20 protein-coding genes are annotated in these 22147 nt (G+C 70.9%); 13 read left to right on the plus strand and 7 right to left on the minus strand.

Features of this window, described 5'->3' with window-relative positions; all coding sequences use genetic code 11:
* The first annotated feature begins 64 nt into the window (after positions 1-64).
* From ACQPXG_RS11640 to ACQPXG_RS11660, 5 genes are all read left to right on the plus strand, one after another.
* Positions 65-574, plus strand: a complete 510-nt coding sequence (locus ACQPXG_RS11640; RefSeq protein ID WP_433467661.1) for a hypothetical protein — start codon at positions 65-67, stop codon at positions 572-574.
* Positions 574-1698: a peptidoglycan-binding protein gene (locus tag ACQPXG_RS11645; protein WP_433467662.1), complete on the plus strand. Its 1125-nt coding sequence runs from the start codon at positions 574-576 to the stop codon at positions 1696-1698. The genes ACQPXG_RS11640 and ACQPXG_RS11645 overlap by 1 nt, the downstream gene beginning before the upstream one ends.
* Positions 1695-2375 carry an ABC transporter ATP-binding protein gene (locus tag ACQPXG_RS11650; protein ID WP_433467663.1) on the plus strand — a complete coding sequence of 227 codons (681 nt, stop codon included), beginning with the start codon at positions 1695-1697 and terminating at the stop codon, positions 2373-2375. Before ACQPXG_RS11645 ends, ACQPXG_RS11650 begins: the two co-directional genes overlap by 4 nt.
* Positions 2372-3577 carry an ABC transporter permease gene (locus ACQPXG_RS11655; protein WP_433467664.1) on the plus strand — a complete coding sequence of 402 codons (1206 nt, stop codon included), beginning with the start codon at positions 2372-2374 and terminating at the stop codon, positions 3575-3577. Before ACQPXG_RS11650 ends, ACQPXG_RS11655 begins: the two co-directional genes overlap by 4 nt.
* 151 nt (positions 3578-3728) lie before the next feature.
* The gene (locus tag ACQPXG_RS11660) at positions 3729-4304 is read left to right on the plus strand and encodes an antibiotic biosynthesis monooxygenase (protein ID WP_433467665.1); all 576 of its coding nucleotides are present in this window, start codon (positions 3729-3731) and stop codon (positions 4302-4304) included.
* Here ACQPXG_RS11660 and ACQPXG_RS11665 read toward each other — a convergent pair whose 3' ends face one another.
* Complete coding sequence (locus ACQPXG_RS11665; protein WP_433467666.1) at positions 4305-6929, minus strand: choline/carnitine O-acyltransferase; 2625 nt, start codon at positions 6927-6929, stop codon at positions 4305-4307.
* A 10-nt stretch (positions 6930-6939) separates the two neighbouring features.
* Complete coding sequence (locus tag ACQPXG_RS11670) at positions 6940-7803, minus strand: HalD/BesD family halogenase (protein WP_433467667.1); 864 nt, start codon at positions 7801-7803, stop codon at positions 6940-6942.
* Positions 7804-8076: 273 nt separating this feature from the next.
* Between ACQPXG_RS11670 and ACQPXG_RS11675 the strand changes: the two genes are divergently transcribed.
* Both ACQPXG_RS11675 and ACQPXG_RS11680 read left to right on the plus strand, forming a co-directional pair.
* Positions 8077-9936, plus strand: coding sequence for a serine/threonine-protein kinase (locus ACQPXG_RS11675; RefSeq protein ID WP_433467668.1), 1860 nt, complete (start codon positions 8077-8079; stop codon positions 9934-9936).
* Positions 9937-10039: 103 nt separating this feature from the next.
* A complete protein-coding gene (locus tag ACQPXG_RS11680; protein WP_433467669.1) occupies positions 10040-11242 on the plus strand; it encodes a PP2C family protein-serine/threonine phosphatase in 1203 nt (400 codons plus the stop codon).
* Here the strand turns inward: ACQPXG_RS11680 and ACQPXG_RS11685 are convergent, their stop codons facing one another.
* From ACQPXG_RS11685 to ACQPXG_RS11700, 4 genes are all read right to left on the minus strand, one after another.
* On the minus strand, positions 11243-12217 hold the full coding sequence (locus ACQPXG_RS11685) for an alpha/beta hydrolase (protein WP_433467670.1): 975 nt from the start codon (positions 12215-12217) through the stop codon (positions 11243-11245).
* A 212-nt stretch (positions 12218-12429) separates the two neighbouring features.
* A complete protein-coding gene (locus ACQPXG_RS11690; protein WP_433467671.1) occupies positions 12430-13746 on the minus strand; it encodes a hypothetical protein in 1317 nt (438 codons plus the stop codon).
* Positions 13743-14003, minus strand: coding sequence for a hypothetical protein (locus ACQPXG_RS11695; RefSeq protein WP_433467672.1), 261 nt, complete (start codon positions 14001-14003; stop codon positions 13743-13745). The genes ACQPXG_RS11690 and ACQPXG_RS11695 overlap by 4 nt, the downstream gene beginning before the upstream one ends.
* Positions 14004-14100: 97 nt before the next feature.
* Positions 14101-14385, minus strand: coding sequence for a hypothetical protein (locus tag ACQPXG_RS11700; RefSeq protein WP_433467673.1), 285 nt, complete (start codon positions 14383-14385; stop codon positions 14101-14103).
* 240 nt (positions 14386-14625) lie between these two features.
* Here ACQPXG_RS11700 and ACQPXG_RS11705 point away from each other — a divergent pair, with 240 nt between their 5' ends.
* The 6 genes from ACQPXG_RS11705 to ACQPXG_RS11730 all read left to right on the plus strand — a co-directional run bounded on the left by ACQPXG_RS11705 (position 14626) and on the right by ACQPXG_RS11730 (position 21518).
* The gene (locus tag ACQPXG_RS11705) at positions 14626-15162 is read left to right on the plus strand and encodes a ferritin-like domain-containing protein (protein WP_433467674.1); all 537 of its coding nucleotides are present in this window, start codon (positions 14626-14628) and stop codon (positions 15160-15162) included.
* 1 nt (position 15163) lies between these two features.
* Entirely contained in the window at positions 15164-16132 is a 969-nt protein-coding gene (locus ACQPXG_RS11710) for a TIGR03557 family F420-dependent LLM class oxidoreductase (protein ID WP_433467675.1), read from the plus strand.
* A 935-nt stretch (positions 16133-17067) separates the two neighbouring features.
* On the plus strand, positions 17068-18618 hold the full coding sequence (locus ACQPXG_RS11715; RefSeq protein WP_433467676.1) for an FAD-dependent oxidoreductase: 1551 nt from the start codon (positions 17068-17070) through the stop codon (positions 18616-18618).
* Positions 18619-18761: 143 nt separating this feature from the next.
* Positions 18762-20012 (plus strand): alpha/beta hydrolase-fold protein, encoded by a 1251-nt coding sequence (locus ACQPXG_RS11720; RefSeq protein ID WP_433467677.1) that lies wholly within the window; start codon positions 18762-18764, stop codon positions 20010-20012.
* Positions 20013-20051: 39 nt separating this feature from the next.
* Positions 20052-20630, plus strand: coding sequence for a hypothetical protein (locus tag ACQPXG_RS11725; RefSeq protein ID WP_433467678.1), 579 nt, complete (start codon positions 20052-20054; stop codon positions 20628-20630).
* Positions 20631-20705: 75 nt separating this feature from the next.
* Positions 20706-21518, plus strand: a complete 813-nt coding sequence (locus tag ACQPXG_RS11730) for a VOC family protein (protein WP_433467679.1) — start codon at positions 20706-20708, stop codon at positions 21516-21518.
* On the opposite strand, the gene ACQPXG_RS11735 is transcribed toward ACQPXG_RS11730, so the two are convergent.
* Positions 21466-22110: a TetR/AcrR family transcriptional regulator gene (locus ACQPXG_RS11735; RefSeq protein ID WP_433467680.1), complete on the minus strand. Its 645-nt coding sequence runs from the start codon at positions 22108-22110 to the stop codon at positions 21466-21468. The two genes, ACQPXG_RS11730 and ACQPXG_RS11735, sit on opposite strands and share 53 nt — an antisense overlap.
* Between the last annotated feature and the right edge of the window lie 37 nt (positions 22111-22147).

Genomic DNA, 22147 nt, shown 5'->3' on the forward strand with positions numbered 1-22147 from the left:
TTCGCCCGGTTGCATCACTCCTCGTGCGGCCGGAACGTCTCCGGCCGGCGACGAGGAGGAAGACATGCGACTGCAGATTCTGGCGGCGCTGCCGCTCGCGCTGACACTGGCGCTGACCGGCTGCGGGTCGGACGACAAGGGCGACGGCGGGGTGGCCTCGGTGGGCGGCGCGAAGAACGGCGGCGCGAGCGGCGGCCCGAAGCTGAGCCAGGACGAGATGGGCGTCAAGTTCGCCCAGTGCATGCGCGAGCACGGCGTCGACATGGAGGACCCGAAGCCCGGCGGGGGCATCCAGATCAAGACCAAGGGCAAGAAGGAGGACATCGACAAGGCCATGGAGGCGTGCCGGCAGTACAACCCCATGGCCAACCGCACCGGCGCGCCCGACCCGAAGCAGCAGGAGCGCGCCCGCGAGTTCGCCAAGTGCATGCGCCAGAACGGCGTGGAGAAGTTCCCGGACCCCGACCCGAACCAGCCCGGCATCCGGATCGACAGGAACACCGTCGGCAACGACCCCGACCTGGAGAAGGCGCAGGAGGCGTGCCAGAAGGTCCTGCAGGGCGGCGGGAAGTGATGGGGGAGACCACCGCGGAACGCGCGCCGGCCAAGGAGGAGGGACGCCGGGCGCGCCGCCGCCGGCCGCGCTTCAAGATCGCCCTGGCCGTCGCCGCGATCATCGCGGTCGGCGGCGTCGCGACCGTGGCGGCGTTCGGCAGCGGCGGCGGCGACGGCGGCGGCCGGGCGACGGGCCTGCCGCCCAGCACGACGAAGGTGGCGAAGCAGACGCTCAGCGACGCCCAGACCGAGGACGGGCAGCTCGGCTACGGCCCGACGCTGACCGCGACCAACCAGACGAAGGGCACGATCACCAAGCTTCCCGAGAGCGGGGACGTGATCACCCGGGGCCACCGGCTGTACGAGGTGGACGGCGACCCGGTCGTGCTGATGTACGGGTCCAAGCCGTCCTACCGGCCGCTGCAGGCCGGGACCGAGGGGTCGGACGTGGAGCGGTTCGAGAAGAACCTCAGCGCGCTCGGCTACGACGGCTTCACCGTGGACGACGAGTACACGTCCGACACCGCCGAGGCCGTCCGGGAATGGCAGGACGACATCGGCGTGGCCGAGACCGGCATCGTGGACGTCGGACGGGTCGCCTACGCGAACGGTCCCGTCCGGATCGAGTCGGTCGCGGCGAATCCGGGGGAGCCGGCCGCACCCGGCAAGAAGATGCTCGAATACACGGGGACGACGCAGGCCGTCACCGTCGAGCTGGACACCGCCGACCAGCGGCTGGCGAAGAAGGGTGCCCGCGTCGAGGTGACGCTGCCCCAGAACAGGACGATCACGGCCGAGATCGACGAGGTCACGACCGTGATCGAGCCCGCCGAGCAGGGCGCGGATCCGACGACGAAGGTGGAGGTCACCATCTGGCTCGACTCCGCCAAGGCGAAGAAGGCGGCCGCCGCCTACGCCCTCGCCTCGGTGGACGTCGAGTTCACCGCGGGCGAGCGGAAGGACGTCCTGACAGTGCCGGTCTCCGCGCTGGTCGCGCTGAGTGAGGGCGGCTTCGGCGTGGAGGTCGTCAAGGGCGCCACGTCGTCCTACGTCGCGGTGGAGACGGGCATGTTCGCGGACGGGAAGGTCGAGATCACCGGCGCGGGGATCGCCGAGGGCACGCTCGTGGGGGTGCCGAAATGATCACACTGCGGGACGTGACGAAGTCGTATCCCGGCGGCGTGCACGCGCTCGCCGGGGTGTCGCTGCACGTCGACGCGGGCGAGCTGGTCGCGATCGTCGGCCCGTCCGGCTCGGGGAAGACGACCATGCTGAACATGCTGGGCACCCTGGACCGTCCGACCTCGGGCGACATCAGCATCGACGGCCACGACGTCGGACGGCTGCCGGACGCGAAGCTGTCGGCGCTCCGCGCGAGCCGCATCGGCTTCGTCTTCCAGCACTTCCACCTGGCGGCCGGGACCCGGGCGATCGACAACGTCGCGGACGGCCTGCTGTACTCCGGGCTGCGCCCGGCGGCGCGGCGGCGGCTGGCGGCGGTGGCGCTGGAGCGGGTCGGGCTCGGCCACCGGCTGGACCACGAGCCGCACGAGCTGTCCGGCGGGGAGCGGCAGCGGGTCGCGATCGCGCGGGCGGTCGCCGGGGAGCCCGCCCTGCTCCTCGCGGACGAGCCGACCGGCGCCCTCGACTCGGCGTCCGGGGACGGGGTGATGACGCTGCTCCGCGAGCTGAACACGGCCGGCACCACCGTCGTGATCATCACGCACGACCGGGAGATCGCGGCGGGCCTGCCCCGCCGGGTCCGGATGCGCGACGGCCTCGTGGTGGACGACTCACGCCTCACCGGGGCGGCGCGATGACGGCCGGGACGCTTCAGCCCGCCCGGCTGTGGCCGGGCGACGTGGTCAAGGTCGGCGCCGTCGGCCTGCGGACCCGGCCGATGCGGGCGTTCCTGTCCGCGCTCGGCATCGCGATCGGGATCGCCGCGATGGTCGCGGTCGTCGGGGTGTCGTCCTCGTCCCGCGCCGACCTCGACCGCGCCCTGGCCTCGCTCGGCACCAACCTGCTGACCGTCTCGCCCGGCAGCACCCTGACCGGTGAGGAGGCGCAGCTGCCGTTCGAGTCCGAGGCCATGGTGTCGCGGATCGCCCCGGTCCGGCAGGTGTCGTCGATCGGCCTGCTGGACGACGCGAAGGTCTACCGGACGGGCAAGATCCCCGAGACCGAGACCAACGGGATCGCGACCTACGCCGCCCGCACCGACCTGCGGTCCGCGACGGGTGCCGAGCTCGGCAACGGCGTCTGGCTGAACGCCGCGACCGGCAGCTTCCCGGCGACCGTCCTCGGCTCGACGGCCGCGCAACGCCTCGGGATCGGGCACGCGGCGCCGGACGTCCAGGTGCTCATCGGCGGACGCTGGTTCACCGTGATCGGCATCCTGAAACCGGCGGCGCTGGCCCCCGAGCTGGACACCGCCGCGCTGGTCGGCTGGCCCGCCGCGCAGGCCCGGCTGGGCTTCGACGGGCATCCGACCACCATCTACACCCGGTTGGAGGACGCGAGCGTCGAGGACGTCCGGGACGTGCTGGGCGCGACCGTGAACCCGGAGGCGCCGAACGAGGTGCAGGTGTCCCGCCCGTCGGACGCGCTGGCGGCGAAGAAGGCCGCGGGCGAGGCGTTCACCGGGCTGCTGCTCGGCCTCGGCGCGGTCGCGCTGCTGGTCGGCGGCGTGGGGGTCGCCAACACGATGGTCATCTCGGTGCTGGAGCGCCGGTCGGAGATCGGGCTGCGCCGTTCCCTCGGCGCGACCCGGGGCCAGATCCGCGCCCAGTTCCTCTCCGAGTCGCTGCTGCTCTCGGCGCTCGGCGGGCTCGGCGGCGCGGTGATCGGCATGATCGTGACCTCGATCTACGCCCTCTATCAGGGGTGGCCCGTCGTCATCCCGGCCTGGGCGGTCCTCGGGGGCGTCGCCGCGACCCTGCTCATCGGCGCGGTCGCCGGACTGTACCCGGCGATCAGGGCGTCCCGCCTCAGCCCCACCGAGGCCCTGGCCACCACCTGACGCGGACCCGGCGGCTCCCGCGGCGGCCGGGTCCCGCGTTCGGCGGCCCTGTTCGACGGCCCGTTCGACGGCCTCGCCCGATGGCCCTGTTCGTGGCCTTGCACACTCGGCGGTTCCGCATGGAACGGGCTGAGCCGGTGAAAAGGCGTGTATGGGAGAAACGGCGACTGAGCCCGTCACCATCGTGTTCACCTGGGACGTCAGGCCCGGCCGGGAACGCGACTTCGAGGAGTGGGCCGAGGGGCTCCATGAGGTCGCGACCCGGTACTCCGGGCATCAGGGCGCGACGTGGCTGCGCGCCGAGGGGTCGCGGTACCGGTACTACACCGTGGTGAACTTCTCCGGCCAGGCGCGGCTGGACGACTGGCTGGGCTCCGACGAACGCGCGGCGTGGATCGAGCGGGTCCGCGGAATCGCCCAAGAGCACCGGCAGGACACGACCGGGCTGGAGACATGGTTCGACCTGCCCGGCGAGTCGGTCCCGCCGCCGTCCAAGGTCAAGATGATCGCGGTGACGTTCTGCGCGGTCTACCCGCTCAGCCTGCTCCTGCAGGCGTTCGTCACGCCGCTGACGAAGCCGTGGCCGCTGCCGCTGAAGGCGCTGGTGTTCCCGGTCGTCGTGATCCCGCTGATCACCTTCTTCGTCATGCCGGCGCTGAGCCGGGCCTTCCGGCGCTGGCTGTACCCGATCGGGCGGGCGCAGCGGCCGGCGCGGCCCGGCCGCTGATCATCGCAGCAGCTCGCGCAGCTCGCGGACGGCCTCGCGGAGGCCGGCGGCGAACACCCGCATCGCGTCCGCGACCGCCTGCGGGGTGCTGAGGTAGACGTTGAAGCGGTCGGGCAGGAGGACGTAGGCGACGCCGATGCACTGCTCGCTGGTCGATCCGAAGCCGAAGTACTGGATGTTGACCGACGGCGCCGAGCTGGTGCTCAGGTAGTCGTCCCGCATGACCGTCCAGCCCGGCGTCTCGAACAGTGACGGCTGCTCGGTCACGCCGAGTTCGGCGCCGCGCCGCTTCTGGATCAGCTGCAGCTCCCACAGGTGCTGCTCCGGCGCCTGCCCGGCCTGGCACTCCTTCGCGCGGCGGACGTGGGCGTCGGCGGCGGCGCGGAACGCGTCCCGGCGAGGCGCGGGACCGGCCGCCGGATCGTCCATGATCTCGACGAAGCGGAGCACCTCGGGGGTGACGACGCGCATGGCCTCGGTGCGTCCGTGCCGGTACTGGCGGGTGGCGATCGACTCGTAGGTGGCGCCGGCGTGGCCCTTCGCGCGCTTGTGGGCGAGCTGGTAGGCCATCTGGACGAACGCGTCCGGCGACATCTTCAGCCGCTTGATCTCATCCGTGCCGAAGCCGTCGAACGACACCGTCGTCGTTGCCGTCGCGGCGCCGTAGGCGGCGAAGGACGACGCGGCGTCCTGGATGTCGCCCCGCACGGAGTCGTCCAGGACGAAGTCGATCGGCTCGATGGCCGGGAGGCCCTGCGACCTGGCGCCCGACCGCTGCGACGGCTTCTCGGGGGGTGCGCTAAGCAGCGCGTCCACGAAGCTGAGGATCGTGGTGCCGTCCAGGCCGCAGTGCTCCACGTTGATGCCGGCGGTGCCGTCGCCGAACACGACGAACGACACGGCCTTGTCGAACCAGCGGTTTCCGCTGTCGCCGTGGAGCAGCTGGTCGCAGGCGTCGAGGGTGTTCTCGGGGACGAAGTCCTCCAGGCACACGCAGAACAGCGCGGTCTCGACGTCGTCGAGCGCCTTCTCGTTGCCGAGGGCGAGGAGCGCCGCGCGGCTCGCCGCCCACTCGGCGCGGGCCCTGGTGGTGAGATGCCCGGCGGACGGCTCCAGCGCGGCCTCCGCCTTCATGATCGTGCCGAGGCCCGTGCGCAGCTCGTCCAGCGTGTGCGGGCGCCCGTCCGGGCCCAGCACGTCCATCCGGATCATGTTGCTGCGGAAGAACACCACGATGTGGCGGGCGTCCGACGGGCCGGGCCACTCGTCCGTGTAGGGCACGCGGACGGTGTCCTGCCCGGTGCCGGGGATCCGCGTCGCCGAGAACAGGAACTTGTTCTGCACCATCGACAGCGGCCGGCCGCGCTGGACGACCGGCGGGACCTCCTCCCGGTCCAGCCGCAGCTTGTAGTCGAGCGCTCCGGCGATCAGCCCCGCCGCGCGCTCGACCTGCCCCTCGGGGGAGTCCTTGAACAAGAAGAAGAAGTTCGCGTTCAGTGCGATCCGGTCGCGGCGGCCCAGGTACCGGTACGGCCAGAACGTGTCCAGCCAGCTGTGCACGCCCTCGCTCGCCTCGTAGCGTTCGAGCGCCGCGTGCAACGTGCGGCCCGGCCCGTCCGGACGGGCGAAGGCGGCCAGCGCGGACTCCGTCCGCTCCCGCTCGTCCTCGGTCAGCAGCGGCCCGCACCACTCCATGAACCGCTCGCAGGTCGCGTCGAGCGTGGGCAGCGGCACCCGCGGCAGGCGCTCCTCGTTGCCGAAGGTGCGGGACGAGAGTTCTTCACGGGCGTTCAAGTCGTTCCTCGCGTTCGATGGTCGGCCACGTGGGCGGGAGATGTAGAGCTGCGCGTAGTACCAGCCGCCGGTCTCCAGACCGCTCGGATCGACGCCGGCGTCGGAGAGCCGGTCGAGGACGAGGGCCTGCTCCTCCCGGGTCGCGAACCGGCGCTGCCTGAACAGGCCGCCGCGCCTGACGGACTCGTACCCGGCGGCGGCGAGGGCCTCGGCGACGGGGTCGAACGGGAACATGCGCAGGATGAAGTGCGCCATCCACGGCCTGCGCTCCGGGTGCGCCCCGGCGACGCGGGAAATGGTGCGCTCGGTGACGTATCCGAGGCAGCCCGTCGAAATGACCAGGTCCGTTGCGGCGAGCTGCGCGCGCTGCTCCTCGGTCGGCTCGCCGCTCTCCAGATCGGCGTGGACGGCGCCGTCGAGGAAGCCCGCTTCGAGTCCGTAGGAAAGGGCGTTCTCCGAGGCGTCCAGGCCCAGGAAACGCACCTGGTTCGTACGTGCACGGGAACCGACCAACTCCCGGTCTCGGGCCAGCAGCGTGGCGCGCGTGTGCCGGACGGCGTCGGGACCACCGTAGCGGTCGTACAGATCGCCCATGGTGAGGCCGTATTTCACCAGGGCCGCATTGATGCCATAGGAGCAGCCGATATCCAGAACGGTCGGGGCCGGAACCCGGTGCACCTCCCGGTATTCGGCGATGAGCCGCTGGAAGTGCGGTTTGGCCAGGTCCGGGATGTTGTAGTCGAGTTCCCGCAGCGTGCCGAAGTAGTCGCGCGGATCGGGGCGGGTGTAGATGTGGTCGAGTGAGATCTTCCCAGTCGCGTCGACGCGCAACAGCGGCCTCCTAGTCGAGCAGCCGGTCGACCCGGACGGCGCGGCCCTCCGCCGCCCGGTGTTCGGGCAGGACGCGGCCGAAGAGCTGCCTCGTGCGCGCGACGCTGCCGATGACCCCCGGGCGCTCGCTGTAGGCGAAGATCGCCGTGTGCCGCGCCGTGTCCCCCCGGACCGTGCCGACCCGGTGCAGCGAGTACCGCCCCTTGAAAAGCTGCAGGTCACCCGGCCGGAGCGTCAGCCGGCGGACGAGATCCCCGCCGCCTCCGGTCAGCACCCGCCGTACGTCGCCGAAGTTCTCCGCCTCCGCCGACCGGATGTTCGGGCAGTACTCGAAGACGCCCCCGTCCTCCGGCTCCTGCGTCAGCAGGCTGACCGTGAACTCGTTGGTGTCGAAATGCCAGGGATGCCCCATCCCCGGGTTGACCACGTTGAGGCACAGCCCCGACAGCGGGTCGGCCAGCTCGTGCACCCTCGGCAGCCCGAAGCAGCTCGCCACGAAGCGCTGGAAGAGCCCGCTCGCATAAAGCCGGTGGACGATGAAGTCCGCGGGGATGCGGTCGCGGGCGACGAACGCGTTGCCGCGCTCGACGGTGATCCGCCCCGGATGGCCGTCGGGCAATGGAGTGCGAACATCGATGTTGTAGGCGTTCACCGTTTCGACGTCGTAATGAGCATGCGGCGCGATCGTCGCGCATTCGGTGCGCAACGCGTCGAGCAATGCGGGGCGAATGAAGTCGGGCAGCACGCAGCATCCGGTTTTCGCCAGCTCGGCCCGGGTGCGGGAAACGACGGACTCCCATCCGGCGCCGTCCGGCGCGGCCAGCGGATAGCACTCCGTGTCGACGACCTGGACGAGAGCCTCCGCTGCGCCCATGAAGATCCCTTCGCGTCGGCGAACCTCAGACGGGTTTTAGCACATTCCTCCGGCGAATTCATGACCGTGCTTTTCCGTTGCGGTTTGTCAGAAAACGATAAGCCCGGCCCGTGACCTGTGCCTTCGAACGGTCCCGGGCCGGAGCCCGCGCCGGCGGCGATGTGTCCCATCTCACCGCGCGGCCCTCCCGGGCCCTGGCCGCGCCGGGGGTGGCGGTAGTCCGCACCTTGCGCGAACCTTTCGGTACGCAGCGGCGTCACCGTCCTGTGAAGCGTGATCGAGGAGCGGCGGGAGCACGGGATGGAATGGCGGCTGACGGGGTTCACCGAGGACCGTGAGCTCGGGCGCGGGGCGCAGGGACGGGTGGTCCTGGCCCACCACGACGAGTCCGGGACGCCGGTCGCGATCAAGTACCTCGCCGGCGGGGACACCGCGGCGGTCGCGGGACTGCGGGCCGAGGCGCAGATGCTCGGCCGGCTGACCAGCCCGTACGTGGCGCGCCTCTTCCAGTTCGTGGAAGGCGAGCAGGGCGCCGCGATCGTGATGGAGGCGGTCAACGGCGTGTCCCTCAAGGAGGTGCTGCTCGAGCACGGCGCGCTGACGCCGGAGGCGGCGCTGATCGTCCTGAAAGGGTCGCTGCTCGGGCTCGCGGCGGCGCACGCCGTCGGGGTCGTCCACCGCGACTACAAGCCGGCGAACGTCGTGGTGCGCTCCGACGGGCTCAGCAAGCTGGTCGACTTCGGCGTCGCCGTTCTCGCCGGAGAGGGGTCGTTCGCGGGCACCCCCGTCTACATGGCGCCGGAGCAGTGGCGCGGCGAGCCCGCGACCCCCGCCACCGACGTGTACGCCGCGACCTGCGTGTTCCTGGAATGCGTCACCGGGCGGCGGCCGTTCACGACGTCCGAGCGCGCGGTCCTGATGAACCAGCACCTCAGCGCGGCGGTCGAGGTCCAGGACGTGCCCGAGCCGCTGCGCACGCTCGTCCTGCAGGGGATGGCCAAGGACCCGGGGGAGCGGCCGCCCGGCGCGGCGGCGTTCGTGACGTGGCTCGAATCGACCGCCGTCGGCGCCTACGGGAGCGACTGGGAGCAGCGGGGCGTCCGCGCCCTGGCCACCGCCGCGGTCGCCCTGGCCGCGCTTTTCCCGCTGGGAGCGCTCGCCGTCACCCCGGGCGCGTCCGCGGCGGCGGGTGCGGGCGGCGCGGGCGCTGTGGGCGCCTCCGGAGCCGGCGCCGGGGGAGCCGGCGCCGGGGGCGCCGGGTCGGGCGCCGGGACCGCCGGAACGGCCGTCGGCAAGGGCTTCCTCGCCACGGCGGCCGGCAAGGGGACGATGGCCGTCGCCGGCACCGCCGTGGTCGCCGCGACGGCGGGCGGGGCCGTCTACGCCGTCCAGGACCACAAGTCGCCGCCGCCGCCCGCCCGGGTCGCCGTCGTGAAGCTCGTCTCCGACAACCGGACGCTCACCAACCCGGCGATCCAGATCCAGAACGCGCAGTACCCGATGGTCAGCGGGCTGAAGAACCCGGCGCTGGAACGCCGGATCAACACCGAGCTTCGCGGACCCCTGGACCGCCTCATCGCGATGGCGAAGGGAAGCGACGCCAACTGCCAGGGGAAGCCCATCAAGGTGGGCACGGAGACAAGGCTCGGGCTGCGCGGCCCGCGGCTGGTGTCCGTCCGCTACTTCATGCTCTCCGACTGGTGCCAGCAGGCGGACGGGTCGCCCGGAGGCGAGGTCGTCACCGTGGACCTGCGCACGGGCCGCAGGCTCACCGCCGCCGACGTCTTCCTGCCCGGGACGCTCACCGCCGGCGGCCTGGCCCGGCTCCAGACGCTCATGAAGCAGCACCCGTTCCAGGAAGGCCAGCGGCAGTGGACCGACTGCTCACCCGACGGGCGGTTCGAACTGGCCGACTTCTCCCCCCGCAAGGGCGGCATCGGTGGAGCCGAGTACGATCCGCCCCGCCTGAGCGCGTTCTTCACATCTGGGGAGTTCCAGCTTTCCTACCTGGCCGCCGGCAGTGACGGTTGCGGCGACCTGGACTTCGGCGCCTCCTACGCGAGCGTCCGGGCCCTGCTGAAGCCCGAGATCGCCGCGATGCTGCCCAAGACGCCGTCCCCGGCCCGTTCCTAGCATCGGCGGCCGTCCGACATATCGGGGGACGTACCGGGTAGGCCCGTGACCTGGAGATACCGCGACGGGGCCCAGAGCGCCGAGACCGTGGGGCGGCGAGCCGATGCTGAGAGAGTTGCTGGCGGCCAGCCATCTGATGTCGATGGAGCAACTGCCGGATGCGGTGGCCGGTCCCGCCGCGAAGGCGGGCCTCCAGGACGTGGTGATCTACGTCGTGGACCTGCAGCAGACGGTGCTCCGGTCGCTGCCGGGCAGGGGCCCGGACGCCGGGGCCGAGGCGGAGCTCAAGATCGACCGGACCGTGGCGGGCCGCGCGTTCCAGACCGTGCGGCCGGTGATGGGACAGGTGTTCGACGACGGGACCTGCCAGTACTGGACGCCGATCCTCGACGGCACCGAGCGGATGGGCGTGCTCCGGGTCACCATCCCCCGGGAGGACCAGAAGGCCCGGCAGGAGACCGAGTATCTCGCGAGCCTGGTGGCACTGCTGATCGTCAGCAAGGGGCCGTACAGCGACGGCTACGCGCGGCTGGTGCGGACACGCGAGATGAGCGTGTCGGCCGAGATGCAATGGCGGATGATGCCGCCGCTGACCTTCGCCAACGACCAGGTGGCGATCGGCGCGGCCCTGGAACCGGCGTACCGGCTCGGCGGCGACGCCTTCGACTACGCCCTGGCCGGCGACATCGTCCATCTCAGCGTCTTCGACGCCATGGGCCACGACACCGCGGCCGGCCTGACGTCCAACCTGGCCGTGGCGACGGGCCGCAACAGCCGGCTGCAGGGGACGGTCCTCGGGGACGTGGGCCGGCGGATCGAGGAGGTGCTGCTGGAGCGCGACGCGTCCGGCAGGTTCGTCACCGCCGTGCTGGCGGACCTGAACCTGCGGACCGGCATGCTCTCATGGGTCCTGCACGGGCATCCCGCGCCGGTGGTCATCCGCAGAGGGCGGTGGGTGACCACGTTTCAATGCGAGCCGGGCCACCCCCTCGGCACCGATCTCGGAGTCCCCGCCAGGGTCTGCGAGGAGCAGCTCGAACCGGGTGACCGCGTCCTGCTCTACACCGACGGCATCGTGGAGGCCCGGGACCCGGAGAAGGCGGAGTTCGGCCTCGACCGGTTCGTCGACTTCATCATCCGCCACAACGCAGCCGGAATGGCCGTCCCCGAGACGCTCCGGCGCCTCGTCCACAGCATCCTGGAGCACCACGCGGGACGCCTGGACGACGACGCGACCGTTCTCGTCCTCGAATGGCACGGGACGTCCGCGCGCACGGACGCGGAGCAGGTGGTGCGGCAGACCTGATCAGCCCCGCCCGCCGAGGGCGTCCATGAGCATCGGGTACGCCTCGTGCAGGTCGCGCTGCCAGTACGGCCAGTCGTGCTGCCCGTCGAAGAACCGGGCGGTCACCGGGATATCGAGGGCGTGCAGCCGGTCCACGAACGCGTGCGCGTGGTCGTTCGCCGCGGCCTCCACCGGGTCGGTGATCGGCAGTCCGCCGAGGGACCCGGGCCTGCCGTTGCCGCTCGCCACCCACAGCCGGACGCCGCGCAGCCGCCCGGCGAGATCGGTCGGGTTGTGCGCGTGCCAGATCGCGGCCTGCGCGTCGGGGTCGCCCCACACCCGCCGCCAGTCGGTGCCGGGGCACGCGAAGGACGGCCCCCAGCCGGTCGAGCTGTCGCCCGGCCGGTGGTCGTGCAGGGTGTCCACGTATCCGCTGAAGGCCGCCGCGGCCTCGAACATCCCGGGGAAACGGGCCGCGTAGAGCATGGCGCCGAGCCCGCCCATGGAATTTCCGGCGATCACGCGTTCGCTCCCGGCGCGGTAGTCCCGTTCGAGAATGCGCAGCAGTTCGGTCATGTGGAACGTCTCCCAGCGCGGCGATCCGCCGCGCCCGTAGTTCCACCAGTCGGAGTAATTGCCGCAGCGGCCGCCGTCGGGCATCACGACGATGACGCCGCTGCGGGCGGTGAGCTCGGCGACGTCGGTGTCACGCGTCCAGGCGGTGTAGTCGTCGACGCCGCCGTGCAGCAGCCACAGCGTGGGCCAGGTGCGGCCGGCGTGCCGCGACCAGCCGGGCGGGAGCAGCAGGCGCACCTTCTCGCGGCCGTCCATGGCCGGTGAGGCGACGGTGAGATCCACGGTCCGGGACGCGACGGCCGTCTCGGCGACGACCTCGGCGCGGGCCTCGGCGGACGCCGTGGAGCGATCCGCGAACACGAGGGGGAGGAGCAGCACGAAGGCCCCCAGCCATGCGGCGGGGGTGAGGCGATGGAGCAACGCGGGGCCTTCCGGGAACACCGGCCATGGGTGGGCCGGCCCTCGAAAAGGGGGGAGCGCCGTGATACGGCCATTCTCTCCCTACACCGCGTGGATCCCCGTTCACGGGCCCTTCGAAGCGTTACCGCAAAAGTTTATAAAATGCATTTCCGGGAGTATGGGAACGCGCCGGGTGCCGTTGTGCGGCACCCGGCGCGTCCGAGCGTGGGGGCTCAGGCCCCGGGCGCGGCCTCGCGGACGGGCGCGTTCACGTAGCGCACGGCCCGCCGCACCAGCTGACGGCCCACGCTGTACAGGATGAACGCCACGCCGATCAGCGGGAGCACGAGCAGGACGATCTGCAGCCCGGAGGTGACCAGCGTGAGCGGGCCCGCCCCGTCCGAGGCGGCGGACGCGAGCCTGCGCATCATCCCCCAGTCCTTGGCCACCAGGGCGGGGACCTGCGTGATGATGAGCCCGAGCTGGAACACCAGCAGCGGGATCACCGTCAGCACCCAGAACGTGACGAAGATCTGCGGCCAGCGCTTCAGGTCGTCCAGCCGGACGTCGGCGGGGCGCCGCAGCAGGGTGCGGCGCAGGATCGGCCCGATGTACTTGAACAGATCCGGGATGCCGATCAGGTCCGACATGATGTAGTACCCGTCGAACCGCAACGTCGGCAGCAACTGCTGCATCATCTCAAGATTGACGTAAAGGACGGCGGCGAGCAGCGGCTCGAATCCCGTCTGCAGGTACAGCAGGGTCAACGCGACGACGAAGATGGCGTTGAAATAGACGCCCGCGAGGTCGGTGCGGAGCCGCCCCGCCCGCCCGAGCCGGTACGACTCGGTGATGTCGGTGTAGAAGGCGGGCCACACGAGGTAGATGCCGCAGCCCATGACGCCCGGACGGACGCCGCCGTACCGGCAGGCCGTGGCGTGCCCGATCTCGTGGAACGCGCACGACGCGATCCCGAGGGCCATGACCAGCAGGATGCTGACCGGGGTGAGGATCGCGAACGACAGCGCGTCCGCGATCGACCGGGAGGTGAGGATCCACCCCTCGCTGACCAGGAACGCGGCGATCATGAGGACCATCACCGGGGGGCGGAACAGCCAGGAGAACAGGCCGCCGAGCACCCACGTCACCGACTCGGGGAACACGGCGAGCTTGAACTTCAGCCCCAGGAACGGGTCCGCCTTGACGATGGGCGGCGCGGAGCCGTCGCTGTAGGTGGTGACGCCGAGCGGGGCGAGCTTGCGGTCCACCAGATAGACGATCTGCTCGGCGGACAGCCTTGCGCCGGCCTCCTGGCTGACGGCGTCGGCGACGGTGTCGAGCGCCGTGACGGTGTCCTGCGTCGCGGTCAGGTCCCGGTGCTCGTGCAGCGTTCTGACGACCAGGAACAGCAGCGGCGGCAGCCGGACGAGCTGCCGGTTGGGCAGGCAGACGAGCTGCGGCGGTTCGCGGTAGCCGGAGTTCTTGAACTCGCCGACGAGTTCGGCGCCCTCCACGAGGGAGGGCAGTGTGAGGGCGGCGGGCGCGGTCATGAGTCGTGGGTGATCACCACGGCGGGCACGCACGTCATCGTGGAGTGCGGCGCCTCGGCGAGCAGGCCGGTGCCGAGCAGCCCGGTGGTGCCGGCGGACTGCGTTGCCTGGCACGCGTAGTACACCTCCGACTCGCCGCCGTGGCCGCGGTGGCCGCCGCCCATGACGGCGGACAGCAGGAGCCGCCGCGGCAGGACCTCCGCGGTCAGCCGGTCGAGTTCCGCGTAGGTGAGGTGTTGTGGGTTGGAAGCGCTCATTTGTTCGCTTTCACGTGTGGTGGAAGGGGGAAGGGCTGGCGAGAGACCGCCAGCCCTTCCGATCACGGGCCGAAGCCCGCGGTTACATGCGCTCGGCTCAGTGGCCGGAGATCGCGGTGCTCGGCGTGCAGGTGAGCGAGCTGGCGTCGTTCTGCGCGTGCAGACCGATGAGCTGCAGCAGGCCGCTGTCGGCGCGGGTCTGCTGGCTCTGGCAGGTGCTCACGACCGCAGTGGTGCCGTCGCCGTGGCCGCCGCCGTGGTTCAGGTTGAGGTTGTCGTTGTCGTTGCCGCCGTTGGCCACGAGCAGGGTGGACAGCACGGCGCGCTCCGGCAGAACCTCGCCGGCCAGCTTGTCCAGTTCGGTGTAGCTGAAGGACTTCATGTGGTTCCTTTTCTTCCTTGTCACGCCCGGATCTCAAGGTGGATACCGGATGTCCCTTCCCTCGCCCCAGGTCGAAGCGAGGTAGCTCTACGTATAGCAGATGTGACGGACTGTGGCCAAGTGTGGGCTGATCAGCGGTTCCTTCGCGTCGCCTCCGCGGGGCCCTCCGCCGGGGGCCCGGACGCATGAGCGGCCCCTGCTGGGTAGGAGGGCTACGTCCGCGCTGATCAGGAGGAGAGCATGGCCGGCAACAGCTTCAGCATCGACGTCGCCGCGATCCGGGACCGCGCACGCCAGAAGATGACCGACGGCCCGGTGACCGAGGGCTACCGCAGGAGCGCCGAGGAGGTCATCGGCGTCCTCAACGACGTCCTCGCCACCGAGATCGTCTGCTGGATGCGGTACTCGCGGCACGCGATCAGCGCGACCGGGATCGACCGCGCGCAGGTCGCGGCGGAGTTCGGCGAGCACGCGGACGAGGAGCGCGACCACGCGATGCGCGCGGCGGAACGCATCAGCCAGCTCGGCGGCGACCCCGACTTCGACCCGAAGACGATCGCCGAACGCGCCCACACCACCTACGAGACCTTCGACGACAACGACCTGAAGGGCATGCTCCGGGAGAACCTCGTCGCCGAACGGATCGTCATCGAGTCCTACCAGGAGATCATCCGGTGGCTCGGCGACGGCGACGTCACCACGCGCCGGCTGATGGAGCAGATCCTCGCCGAGGAGGAAGAGCACGCCGACGACCTCATGGACCTGCTGGGGAACTGACATGGAGTTCGGATACACGCTGCTCTGCGAGCAGACACCGCCCAAACAGCTCGTCACCGACCTCGTCGAGGCGGAGGAGGCCGGGTTCGGCTACTCGGTCATCTCCGACCACTACTTCCCGTGGCTGGAGAGCCAGGGCCACTCCGCCTACGCCTGGTCGGTGCTCGGCGCGCTCGCGCAGGCCACCCACCGCATCCCGCTGATGACGTTCGTGACCTGCCCGATCATGCGGTACCACCCGGCCGTGGTGGCGCAGAAGGCGGCCACGATGGGTGTGCTGTCGGACGGCCGGTTCACGCTCGGCCTCGGCTCGGGGGAGAACCTCAACGAGCACGTCGTCGGGCGCGGCTGGCCGTCGGTGGACGTCCGGCACGAGATGTTCGCCGAGGCCGTCGAGATCATCCGCGCGCTGTTCTCCGGCGACTACGTCAACTACCGGGGCCGGCACTTCGGCGTCGACTCCGCGAAGCTGTACGACCTGCCGGCCGAGCCCGTCCGGATCGGCATGGCCGCCTACGGCCCGCGCGCCGGGCGGCTCGCCGCCGAACACGCCGACCTGCTCATCTCCGACCAGCCCGTCGCGGAGACCGTCGGCGTCTTCCGGGACGGCGGGGGAGCCGGGAAGCCCGTCTATGGCCAGATCCCCGTCTCGTACGGCGACGACTACGACGAGTGCAAGGAACGCGCGCACCGGGTCTGGAAGTTCTCCGCGTCGGCGTGGAAGGTGATGGCGGAGCTTCCCGGGCCGGTGAACTTCGAGGCCGCGACGAAGACCGTCCGCCCCGACGACGTCGCCGAGTCCGTCCCGTGCGGGAACGACGTGGAGGACTACCTCCGGGCCGTCCAGCAGTGGGCGGACGCGGGCTTCACCCACATCTCGTTCTGCCAGTCCGGGCCGGACCACCAGAAGGACTTCCGGACGTGGGCCGAGGCGGATCTGCTCCCCGCCCTCCGGGAACGCTTCGGCTGACCGCGCCGGCATCCGAGCCCGGTCGCGGGGGTCAGTGGAGCTCGTAGGCGCGAATGATCTCCTGGGGCGACCTTGTTGCCGTTCGTGTCCTCGGCGCCGATCCTGAGTGGCACTGTTCCCTGTCCGCGGAGGTGGGCGATGCCGGCCTTCAGCGGGACGTCCGCCCAGGTCGCGCCGTCGTCGAAGGACGTCTGGAGCCCCGGCCGCCCGTCCCGCGCGATGCTCTTCACGTGGACGGTGACGAGCCCACCGGACGCCTTCGGTTCCGGTGCGGCGGGACGGCGGTGCTCGTGCAGCGCCGTCACGTTGTAGCGCTCCGGGTCGTCCGCCAGCCTGTCGTCCGGGACGACATAGAGGTCGCCGCCGCTGTGCCTGACCGAGAACGCGGGGTCGCGCCCCGGCCCGGGCGTCACCGTCGTGCCGCCGTCCGCGACGTGCACCGCGTCCCCGGTGGGCAACGTGACCTCATAGGCCCCGGTCTGCGCCGCCTGCTGCCGCGCCTCGAAGAACTCGGCCTCGTGACCCGCCTCGCCGGCCGCCCGCTGCGCCTTCTCGCCACACCGCCCCATGTGGCCGTCGAGGCCCTTGTCGCAAGCCGCCAAGAGGAGATCGCGCGGAGCCGCGCCGCCATAGGCCCGCTCCTCGCTGAAGCCGCTCCGCACCCGGAGGAACTCGTCGAGGTGGTCAGCGGACGGGCGGCCGTCGCCCGCCGCTACCTGCAACTGCTGCAGGGCGCCCGCGAGGAACCCCTGCTGGACGCCCCTCTTCGAGGCCCTCTGGCGCACCGGCCTCCCGCTCCCCGGCGACGACGCCCCCCACCTCGACCCATGACCCGCGAGGACCATTCGTCATCGCAGTGTCACTGGTCGACTACACGCGGGATGGGCGGGAAGGGTTCTGCGGGTATCTTCCCGAGGTGCGGAGACGTTGGCCGTATGAGTGAGATCTCGGCGCTGCCCAGCACGGTCGTCCGGTGTGGTGACAAGCGGTATCCGGCGCTGAGCCGCGGGTTCAACCAGCGGTGGATCGCCGAGCCGGAGTACGTGCGGCTGCTGCGGACGCCCGAGGAGGCGCGGGCCGCGCTCGCAGAGGCGGTGCACGAGAAGCCGGCGAACCCGGCCCGGACGCGGATCACCGTGAAGTCCGGCGGGCACTGCTACGAGGACTTCGTCTGCGGCGACGACGTGCGGGTGATCCTGGACGTCAGCCCGATGTGCGACGTGTCCTATGACGGCGCGATGCGGGCGTACTGCGTGGAGGCCGGGGCGACGAACTGGCACGTCTACAGCCATCTGTATCCGATCAGCGGCAAAGCGCTGCCGGGTGGTTCGTGCTACTCGGTGGGGCTCGGCGGCCACGTTCCGGCGGGCGGGTTCGGGCTGCTGTCGCGGCAGCACGGGCTCACCGTCGACTACCTCTATGCGGTCGAGGTCGCGGTCGTCGACAAGGACGGGAACGTCGAGCTCGTGGTGGCGAAACGCGACTCCAAGGAACAGGTGCTCCGCGACCTGTGGTGGGCGCACACCGGAGGCGGTGGCGGGAACTTCGGGCTCGTCACCCGGTTCTGGTTCCGGGGGCTGCCGCAGCCGCCGGAACACGTTCTGCTGTCCGGGCTGGCGTGGGACTGGAAGGACTTCACCAAGGACGAGTTCGCCATGCTCGTGAGGTCCTACGGGGAGTACTTCCGCGACCACCAGAATCCGTCCACCGCGTCCGGGAAACTGTTCGCGATGCTGAAGCTCAACCACGTCAGCAACGAGCAGATCGGGCTTCTCGCGCAGGTGGACGCCGACGACCCGGACGGGCCGCAGGTGATGACCGACTTCGTCGCCGCGCTCGACGGGCGGATCGGCCCGGCGGCGACGAGGATGCGGTCGGTGATGGGCGAGCACTTCGTGCACATGGACATTCCGCGCACGATGCCGTGGCTGACCGCGACACAGGCGCTGAACTCCAGCGGCGAGATCCGCTGCGGAAAGTACAAGTCCGCCTACCTGCGGAAACCGTTCACCGATCAGCAGATCAATGCGATGTGGGCCTATCTCGGCAAAGAGAAGTACAGCGACTACGTGAACAAACAGGCGCTCATCCAGGTCGACTCGTACGGCGGCGCCGTCAACAAGCCGCTGCGTCAGACGGCGTCGCGGCAGCGCGATTCCATTCTGAAACTGCAGTACCAGGTGTACTGGACGCAGAATGACGTCCACGAGGACACGCACATCGCCTGGATCCGCGACATCTACAAGGCGACGTTCGCCGCGACCGGCGGAGTGCCCGTCGCGGACGGCGACACCACGGACGGCTGCTACATCGGCTATCCCGACGCCGATCTGAACGACGGACGCTGGAACGGGTCCGGCCAGTCGTGGGAGACCCTCTATTACAAGGACGCCTACGCGAAACTCCAGGAGGTCAAACGGCACTGGGACCCGCGCGATGTGTTCCGGCACGCCCAGTCGATCCGTTCCGTGCAGGCGAAAAAGTAGTACGGGTCCGGTAGCGCAGCGTCACGGATCATCTCGCCTTTATTGCATTCGATGCCAATACTTGCGGGTGTGACGTCCGGGACAGTAGTTTCGTCGGGCGAACGGAGCGCCGGGCCGGGGCGGCCCGGACGGCTGGGGAGTCCATGAAAAAGCGTACCGACCGGAAGATCGCCATCTTCGGAACCGCTGCGGCGGCCGTGCTCCTGCCCGCCGTCATGGTCGGGCTCGCGCAGGCGGGCGTGGGCGTGCCGAAGGGCAGGTCGGAGGCTTCCGGCAACTCCAAGCCGATCCCCTCGTTCGGCCCCGCGACGCAGCCGTCGGCGCCCGGCGCGACCTCCGCGTCGCCGACGAAGTCGCCGGCCGCGGCGAAGCTTCCGAACGTTCCGCTGAACAGCAACCCGTTCGGGACGGGCGGGACGCCGAGCTCCGGCGACCCCGACACCGACACCGGCAGCCACGGCAAGAAGCCGCACATGCCCGGCGGTGCCGCGTCCGGCAAGTACGCCAAGGCGCCGGACGGCGCCGCCATCACCGGCGTGAAGAAGATCAGCTCGCGGATCTTCGACGTGACGATCGCCTCGCCGGCGCTGGGTGCCGCGGTGAAGACCCGGGTGATGGTGCCGAAGAGCTGGAAGTCCAACACCAGCAAGACGTGGCCGACCGTGTACGCCTACCACGGCGGCAACAACAACTACACGTCCTGGACGAAGGACTCCAACATCGAGCAGGTCGTCGGCCCGTACAACGCGATGGTCGTGATGCCTGAAGGCGGCTCCAACGGGTCGTACACCAACTGGTACAACGGCGGGAAGGGCGGCATCCCCGAGTGGGAGACCTTCCACATCCGCGAGGTCATCCCGCTGATGGAGCGCAACTTCCACGCGGGATCGGTGCGCGCCGCGATCGGCCTGTCGTCCGGCGGGCAGGGCTCCATCACCTACGCCGAACGGCACCGCCTGTTCAAGTACGCCGCGTCCTACAGCGGCGCCCTCAACATCACCGCCCCCGGCATGCCGCTCATCCTGACCTCGGTGAACCGGCAGGCGGGCACCGCGATCTGGGGTGACCCGATCACCGCGCGCGGGAACTGGCGGGCGCACGACGCGGCCGTCATGGTGTCCAAGCTGAAGGGCGTCGGCGTCTACGTCTCGTCCGGCAACGGTCAGCCTGGCCCCTACGACAACCCGAACACCCCGCCGCAGGACGCGGGACGCATCGGCGAGCAGCTGGCCGGGATCATGAACGACAACTTCGTCGCGGCCGCGAAGCGGGCGGGCGTCCCGGTCACGTCCCACCTGTACGGGCCCGGCATGCACAACTGGAAGTACTGGCGCGTCGAGCTGTCCCGCAGCTGGCCCGCCATCGCCAAGGCCATCGGCGCCCGCAAGTCCTGAACCGGGCGGCGTCGCGGACGCCCGGTAGCGTGACCGGAGATGAAGGGATTCGCGCGGCGGGAGTTCCAGCTCGTGCTGCTCCGCCGGATGGCCGACTACCAGCCGGGTCTCGTCGAGGACGCGATGCGTTCGCTCGATGCGTCCCGCACGGAGATGCGGAGCGTCAACGCGCGCTGGCAGCGCATCGTGCGGTCCCGGACGTTTCCGCGCGGACGCCGCCGTTACGAGGCCGTCCTCGGCCCGCCCGCCGCCGTCGAGGAGCGGCCGATCGGCGACGTCGCCTGCGAGGTGGCGTGGTGGCCGCCGCTGTCCCTCTGGCCCGGCCTGCGCTTCGAGATCATGATGGGCCCGGACGGCGCTGTCATGCACGAGTGGCTCGTCCGGGACGACGGCGTCCCCGTGCCGCGGTTGAAGAGCGTCCACGACCTCGTCCCCTGGTCCTGCGTCGTCGGGGACGTCGACGAGCGGTTCGGTGCCGTGGCGCACCAGGACGGCGAGGTGCCGAGCCGCTGGCACGCGACCCTCACCGGGCCGGACGGAGCCACCTACGCCGCCCATTTCGTCTGGGGTCTCCTGCAGACCGTGGTGAGCGTCCGCGCAGGTCCAACGTTTGGGTGATCTTGGTGATTTGCGTGGCCGTAGATTGCGTCCGCGTCCTTAGCGTGGTGGTATGCGAGCTTCGAGGATCCGGCGATGCCCGAGGTGACCGCACACGCCCCCGGCTACCCGACATGGGCCGAACTGGCCAGCCCTGACGTGCGCGCGTCCAAGCGCTTCTACTGCGAAGTGTTCGGCTGGTACGCCTACACGCTGACCGGTTCGCTCGGCGAGTACTACGTCTTCACCCTGCGCGACGTGGGCGGTCCGGCGGTCGCCGGCATGCAGCCGCTCGCGGACGACTCCATGCAGCCGACCTGGACCTGCTACTTCCGGACCGACGACATGGAGGCCACGCTGGAGACCGTGCGCGCGATGGGGGGCCAGGAGCTGAGCGAACCCGGCGACGCCGCCAACCTCGGGCGGATGGCCCACTGCTGCGACCCGGAGGGCGCCGACTTCGCGCTCTGGCTGCCGTACGACTTCCAGGGCGCCGATGTCGTCGACGAACCGTCCGCCATGTGCTGGGTCGAACTCGCCGCCCACGACACCGAGGGCGCCCGCCGCTTCTACGGCGCCGTCTTCGGCTGGAAGGCCGTGGACCGCTCCTACTACACGCCCACGTACACCAACTGGAAGATCGGTGACTGGACCGTGGCGGGCATGGTCCCCCTGGCGGAGTTGGGGCCGGCCGGCTTCGAGCCCCACTGGGTCCCGTTCTTCTGGGTGTCCGACTGCGACGCCATCGCCGCGCGGGCCGCCGGCCTGGGAGCGCGCATCCACCTTCCGCCGACCGACATCAGGCCCGGGCGGTTCGCCGTCATGACCGACCCCGCCGGCGCACGCCTCGGCATCGTCACCCCGGTGCGCGAAGCCGGCCGAGAAGCATCAGGACGAGCTCGTCGATGACCTCGTCGAGGGTCGCGTCGACCCAGCCGGCGCTCCAGTCGTGCAGGAGTCCGTTGATGCTGCCGATGAACGCGGTGGCGGCGATCCGGTAGTCGCGGTCGGCGATCTCGCCGCGGCCGGCGGCGGCGGCCGCCTCGGCGCAGATGAACTCGACCCAGCGGGCGCGGCGGGTGAGCCGCTGCCGGTCCATCCGCGGGCTGACGCCGACGATCTCGACGAACGCGATCCGGATCCGGGCCCGGTCGCCGGTGATGCTGGCGGCGTAGGCGCGGAAGAGGCGGGCCGTGCGCTCGGCGAGGCCGAGGCCCTCGACGGACGGGAGCGCGGCGACGACGTCCCGTTCGGCCGCGTCGTTGACCTCCAGATGCAGCTCGGCGAGCAGGTCCTCCAGGGTGCTGAACTCCTCGTAGAACTGGCGGGTGGACAGCCCCGCCGCCTCGCTCAGCGCGGCCACGGTGGTGCCCCGGTAGCCGGGCCCGCGGCCGAACATCTCCAGCCCGGCGTCCAGGAACCGGCGGCGGCGCTCGGCGCGCCGCTCGGCCGCCGACCGGCCGCCGTACCTGCCGGTCGGTGTCGCGCGCCTGCCCGCCACGTCGTTCCCTCCGCTCGCCCGGACGGCATTTTCCCGC

Origin of the sequence: Spirillospora sp. CA-128828 (genome assembly GCF_050945415.1) — a bacterium.
Classification (GTDB): domain Bacteria; phylum Actinomycetota; class Actinomycetes; order Streptosporangiales; family Streptosporangiaceae; genus Spirillospora.

Coding starts and splice junctions, on each gene's coding strand:
- ACQPXG_RS11680 (WP_433467669.1), top strand. CDS start 10,040: ATGCTGAGAGAGTTGCTGGCGGCCAGCCATCTGATGTCGATGGAGCAA.
- ACQPXG_RS11720 (WP_433467677.1), top strand. CDS start 18,762: ATGAAAAAGCGTACCGACCGGAAGATCGCCATCTTCGGAACCGCTGCG.
- ACQPXG_RS11660 (WP_433467665.1), top strand. CDS start 3,729: ATGGGAGAAACGGCGACTGAGCCCGTCACCATCGTGTTCACCTGGGAC.
- ACQPXG_RS11725 (WP_433467678.1), top strand. CDS start 20,052: ATGAAGGGATTCGCGCGGCGGGAGTTCCAGCTCGTGCTGCTCCGCCGG.
- ACQPXG_RS11690 (WP_433467671.1), bottom strand. CDS start 13,746: ATGACCGCGCCCGCCGCCCTCACACTGCCCTCCCTCGTGGAGGGCGCC.
- ACQPXG_RS11700 (WP_433467673.1), bottom strand. CDS start 14,385: ATGAAGTCCTTCAGCTACACCGAACTGGACAAGCTGGCCGGCGAGGTT.
- ACQPXG_RS11715 (WP_433467676.1), top strand. CDS start 17,068: ATGAGTGAGATCTCGGCGCTGCCCAGCACGGTCGTCCGGTGTGGTGAC.
- ACQPXG_RS11710 (WP_433467675.1), top strand. CDS start 15,164: ATGGAGTTCGGATACACGCTGCTCTGCGAGCAGACACCGCCCAAACAG.
- ACQPXG_RS11705 (WP_433467674.1), top strand. CDS start 14,626: ATGGCCGGCAACAGCTTCAGCATCGACGTCGCCGCGATCCGGGACCGC.
- ACQPXG_RS11650 (WP_433467663.1), top strand. CDS start 1,695: ATGATCACACTGCGGGACGTGACGAAGTCGTATCCCGGCGGCGTGCAC.
- ACQPXG_RS11730 (WP_433467679.1), top strand. CDS start 20,706: ATGCCCGAGGTGACCGCACACGCCCCCGGCTACCCGACATGGGCCGAA.
- ACQPXG_RS11655 (WP_433467664.1), top strand. CDS start 2,372: ATGACGGCCGGGACGCTTCAGCCCGCCCGGCTGTGGCCGGGCGACGTG.
- ACQPXG_RS11670 (WP_433467667.1), bottom strand. CDS start 7,803: ATGGGCGCAGCGGAGGCTCTCGTCCAGGTCGTCGACACGGAGTGCTAT.
- ACQPXG_RS11695 (WP_433467672.1), bottom strand. CDS start 14,003: ATGAGCGCTTCCAACCCACAACACCTCACCTACGCGGAACTCGACCGG.
- ACQPXG_RS11645 (WP_433467662.1), top strand. CDS start 574: ATGGGGGAGACCACCGCGGAACGCGCGCCGGCCAAGGAGGAGGGACGC.
- ACQPXG_RS11640 (WP_433467661.1), top strand. CDS start 65: ATGCGACTGCAGATTCTGGCGGCGCTGCCGCTCGCGCTGACACTGGCG.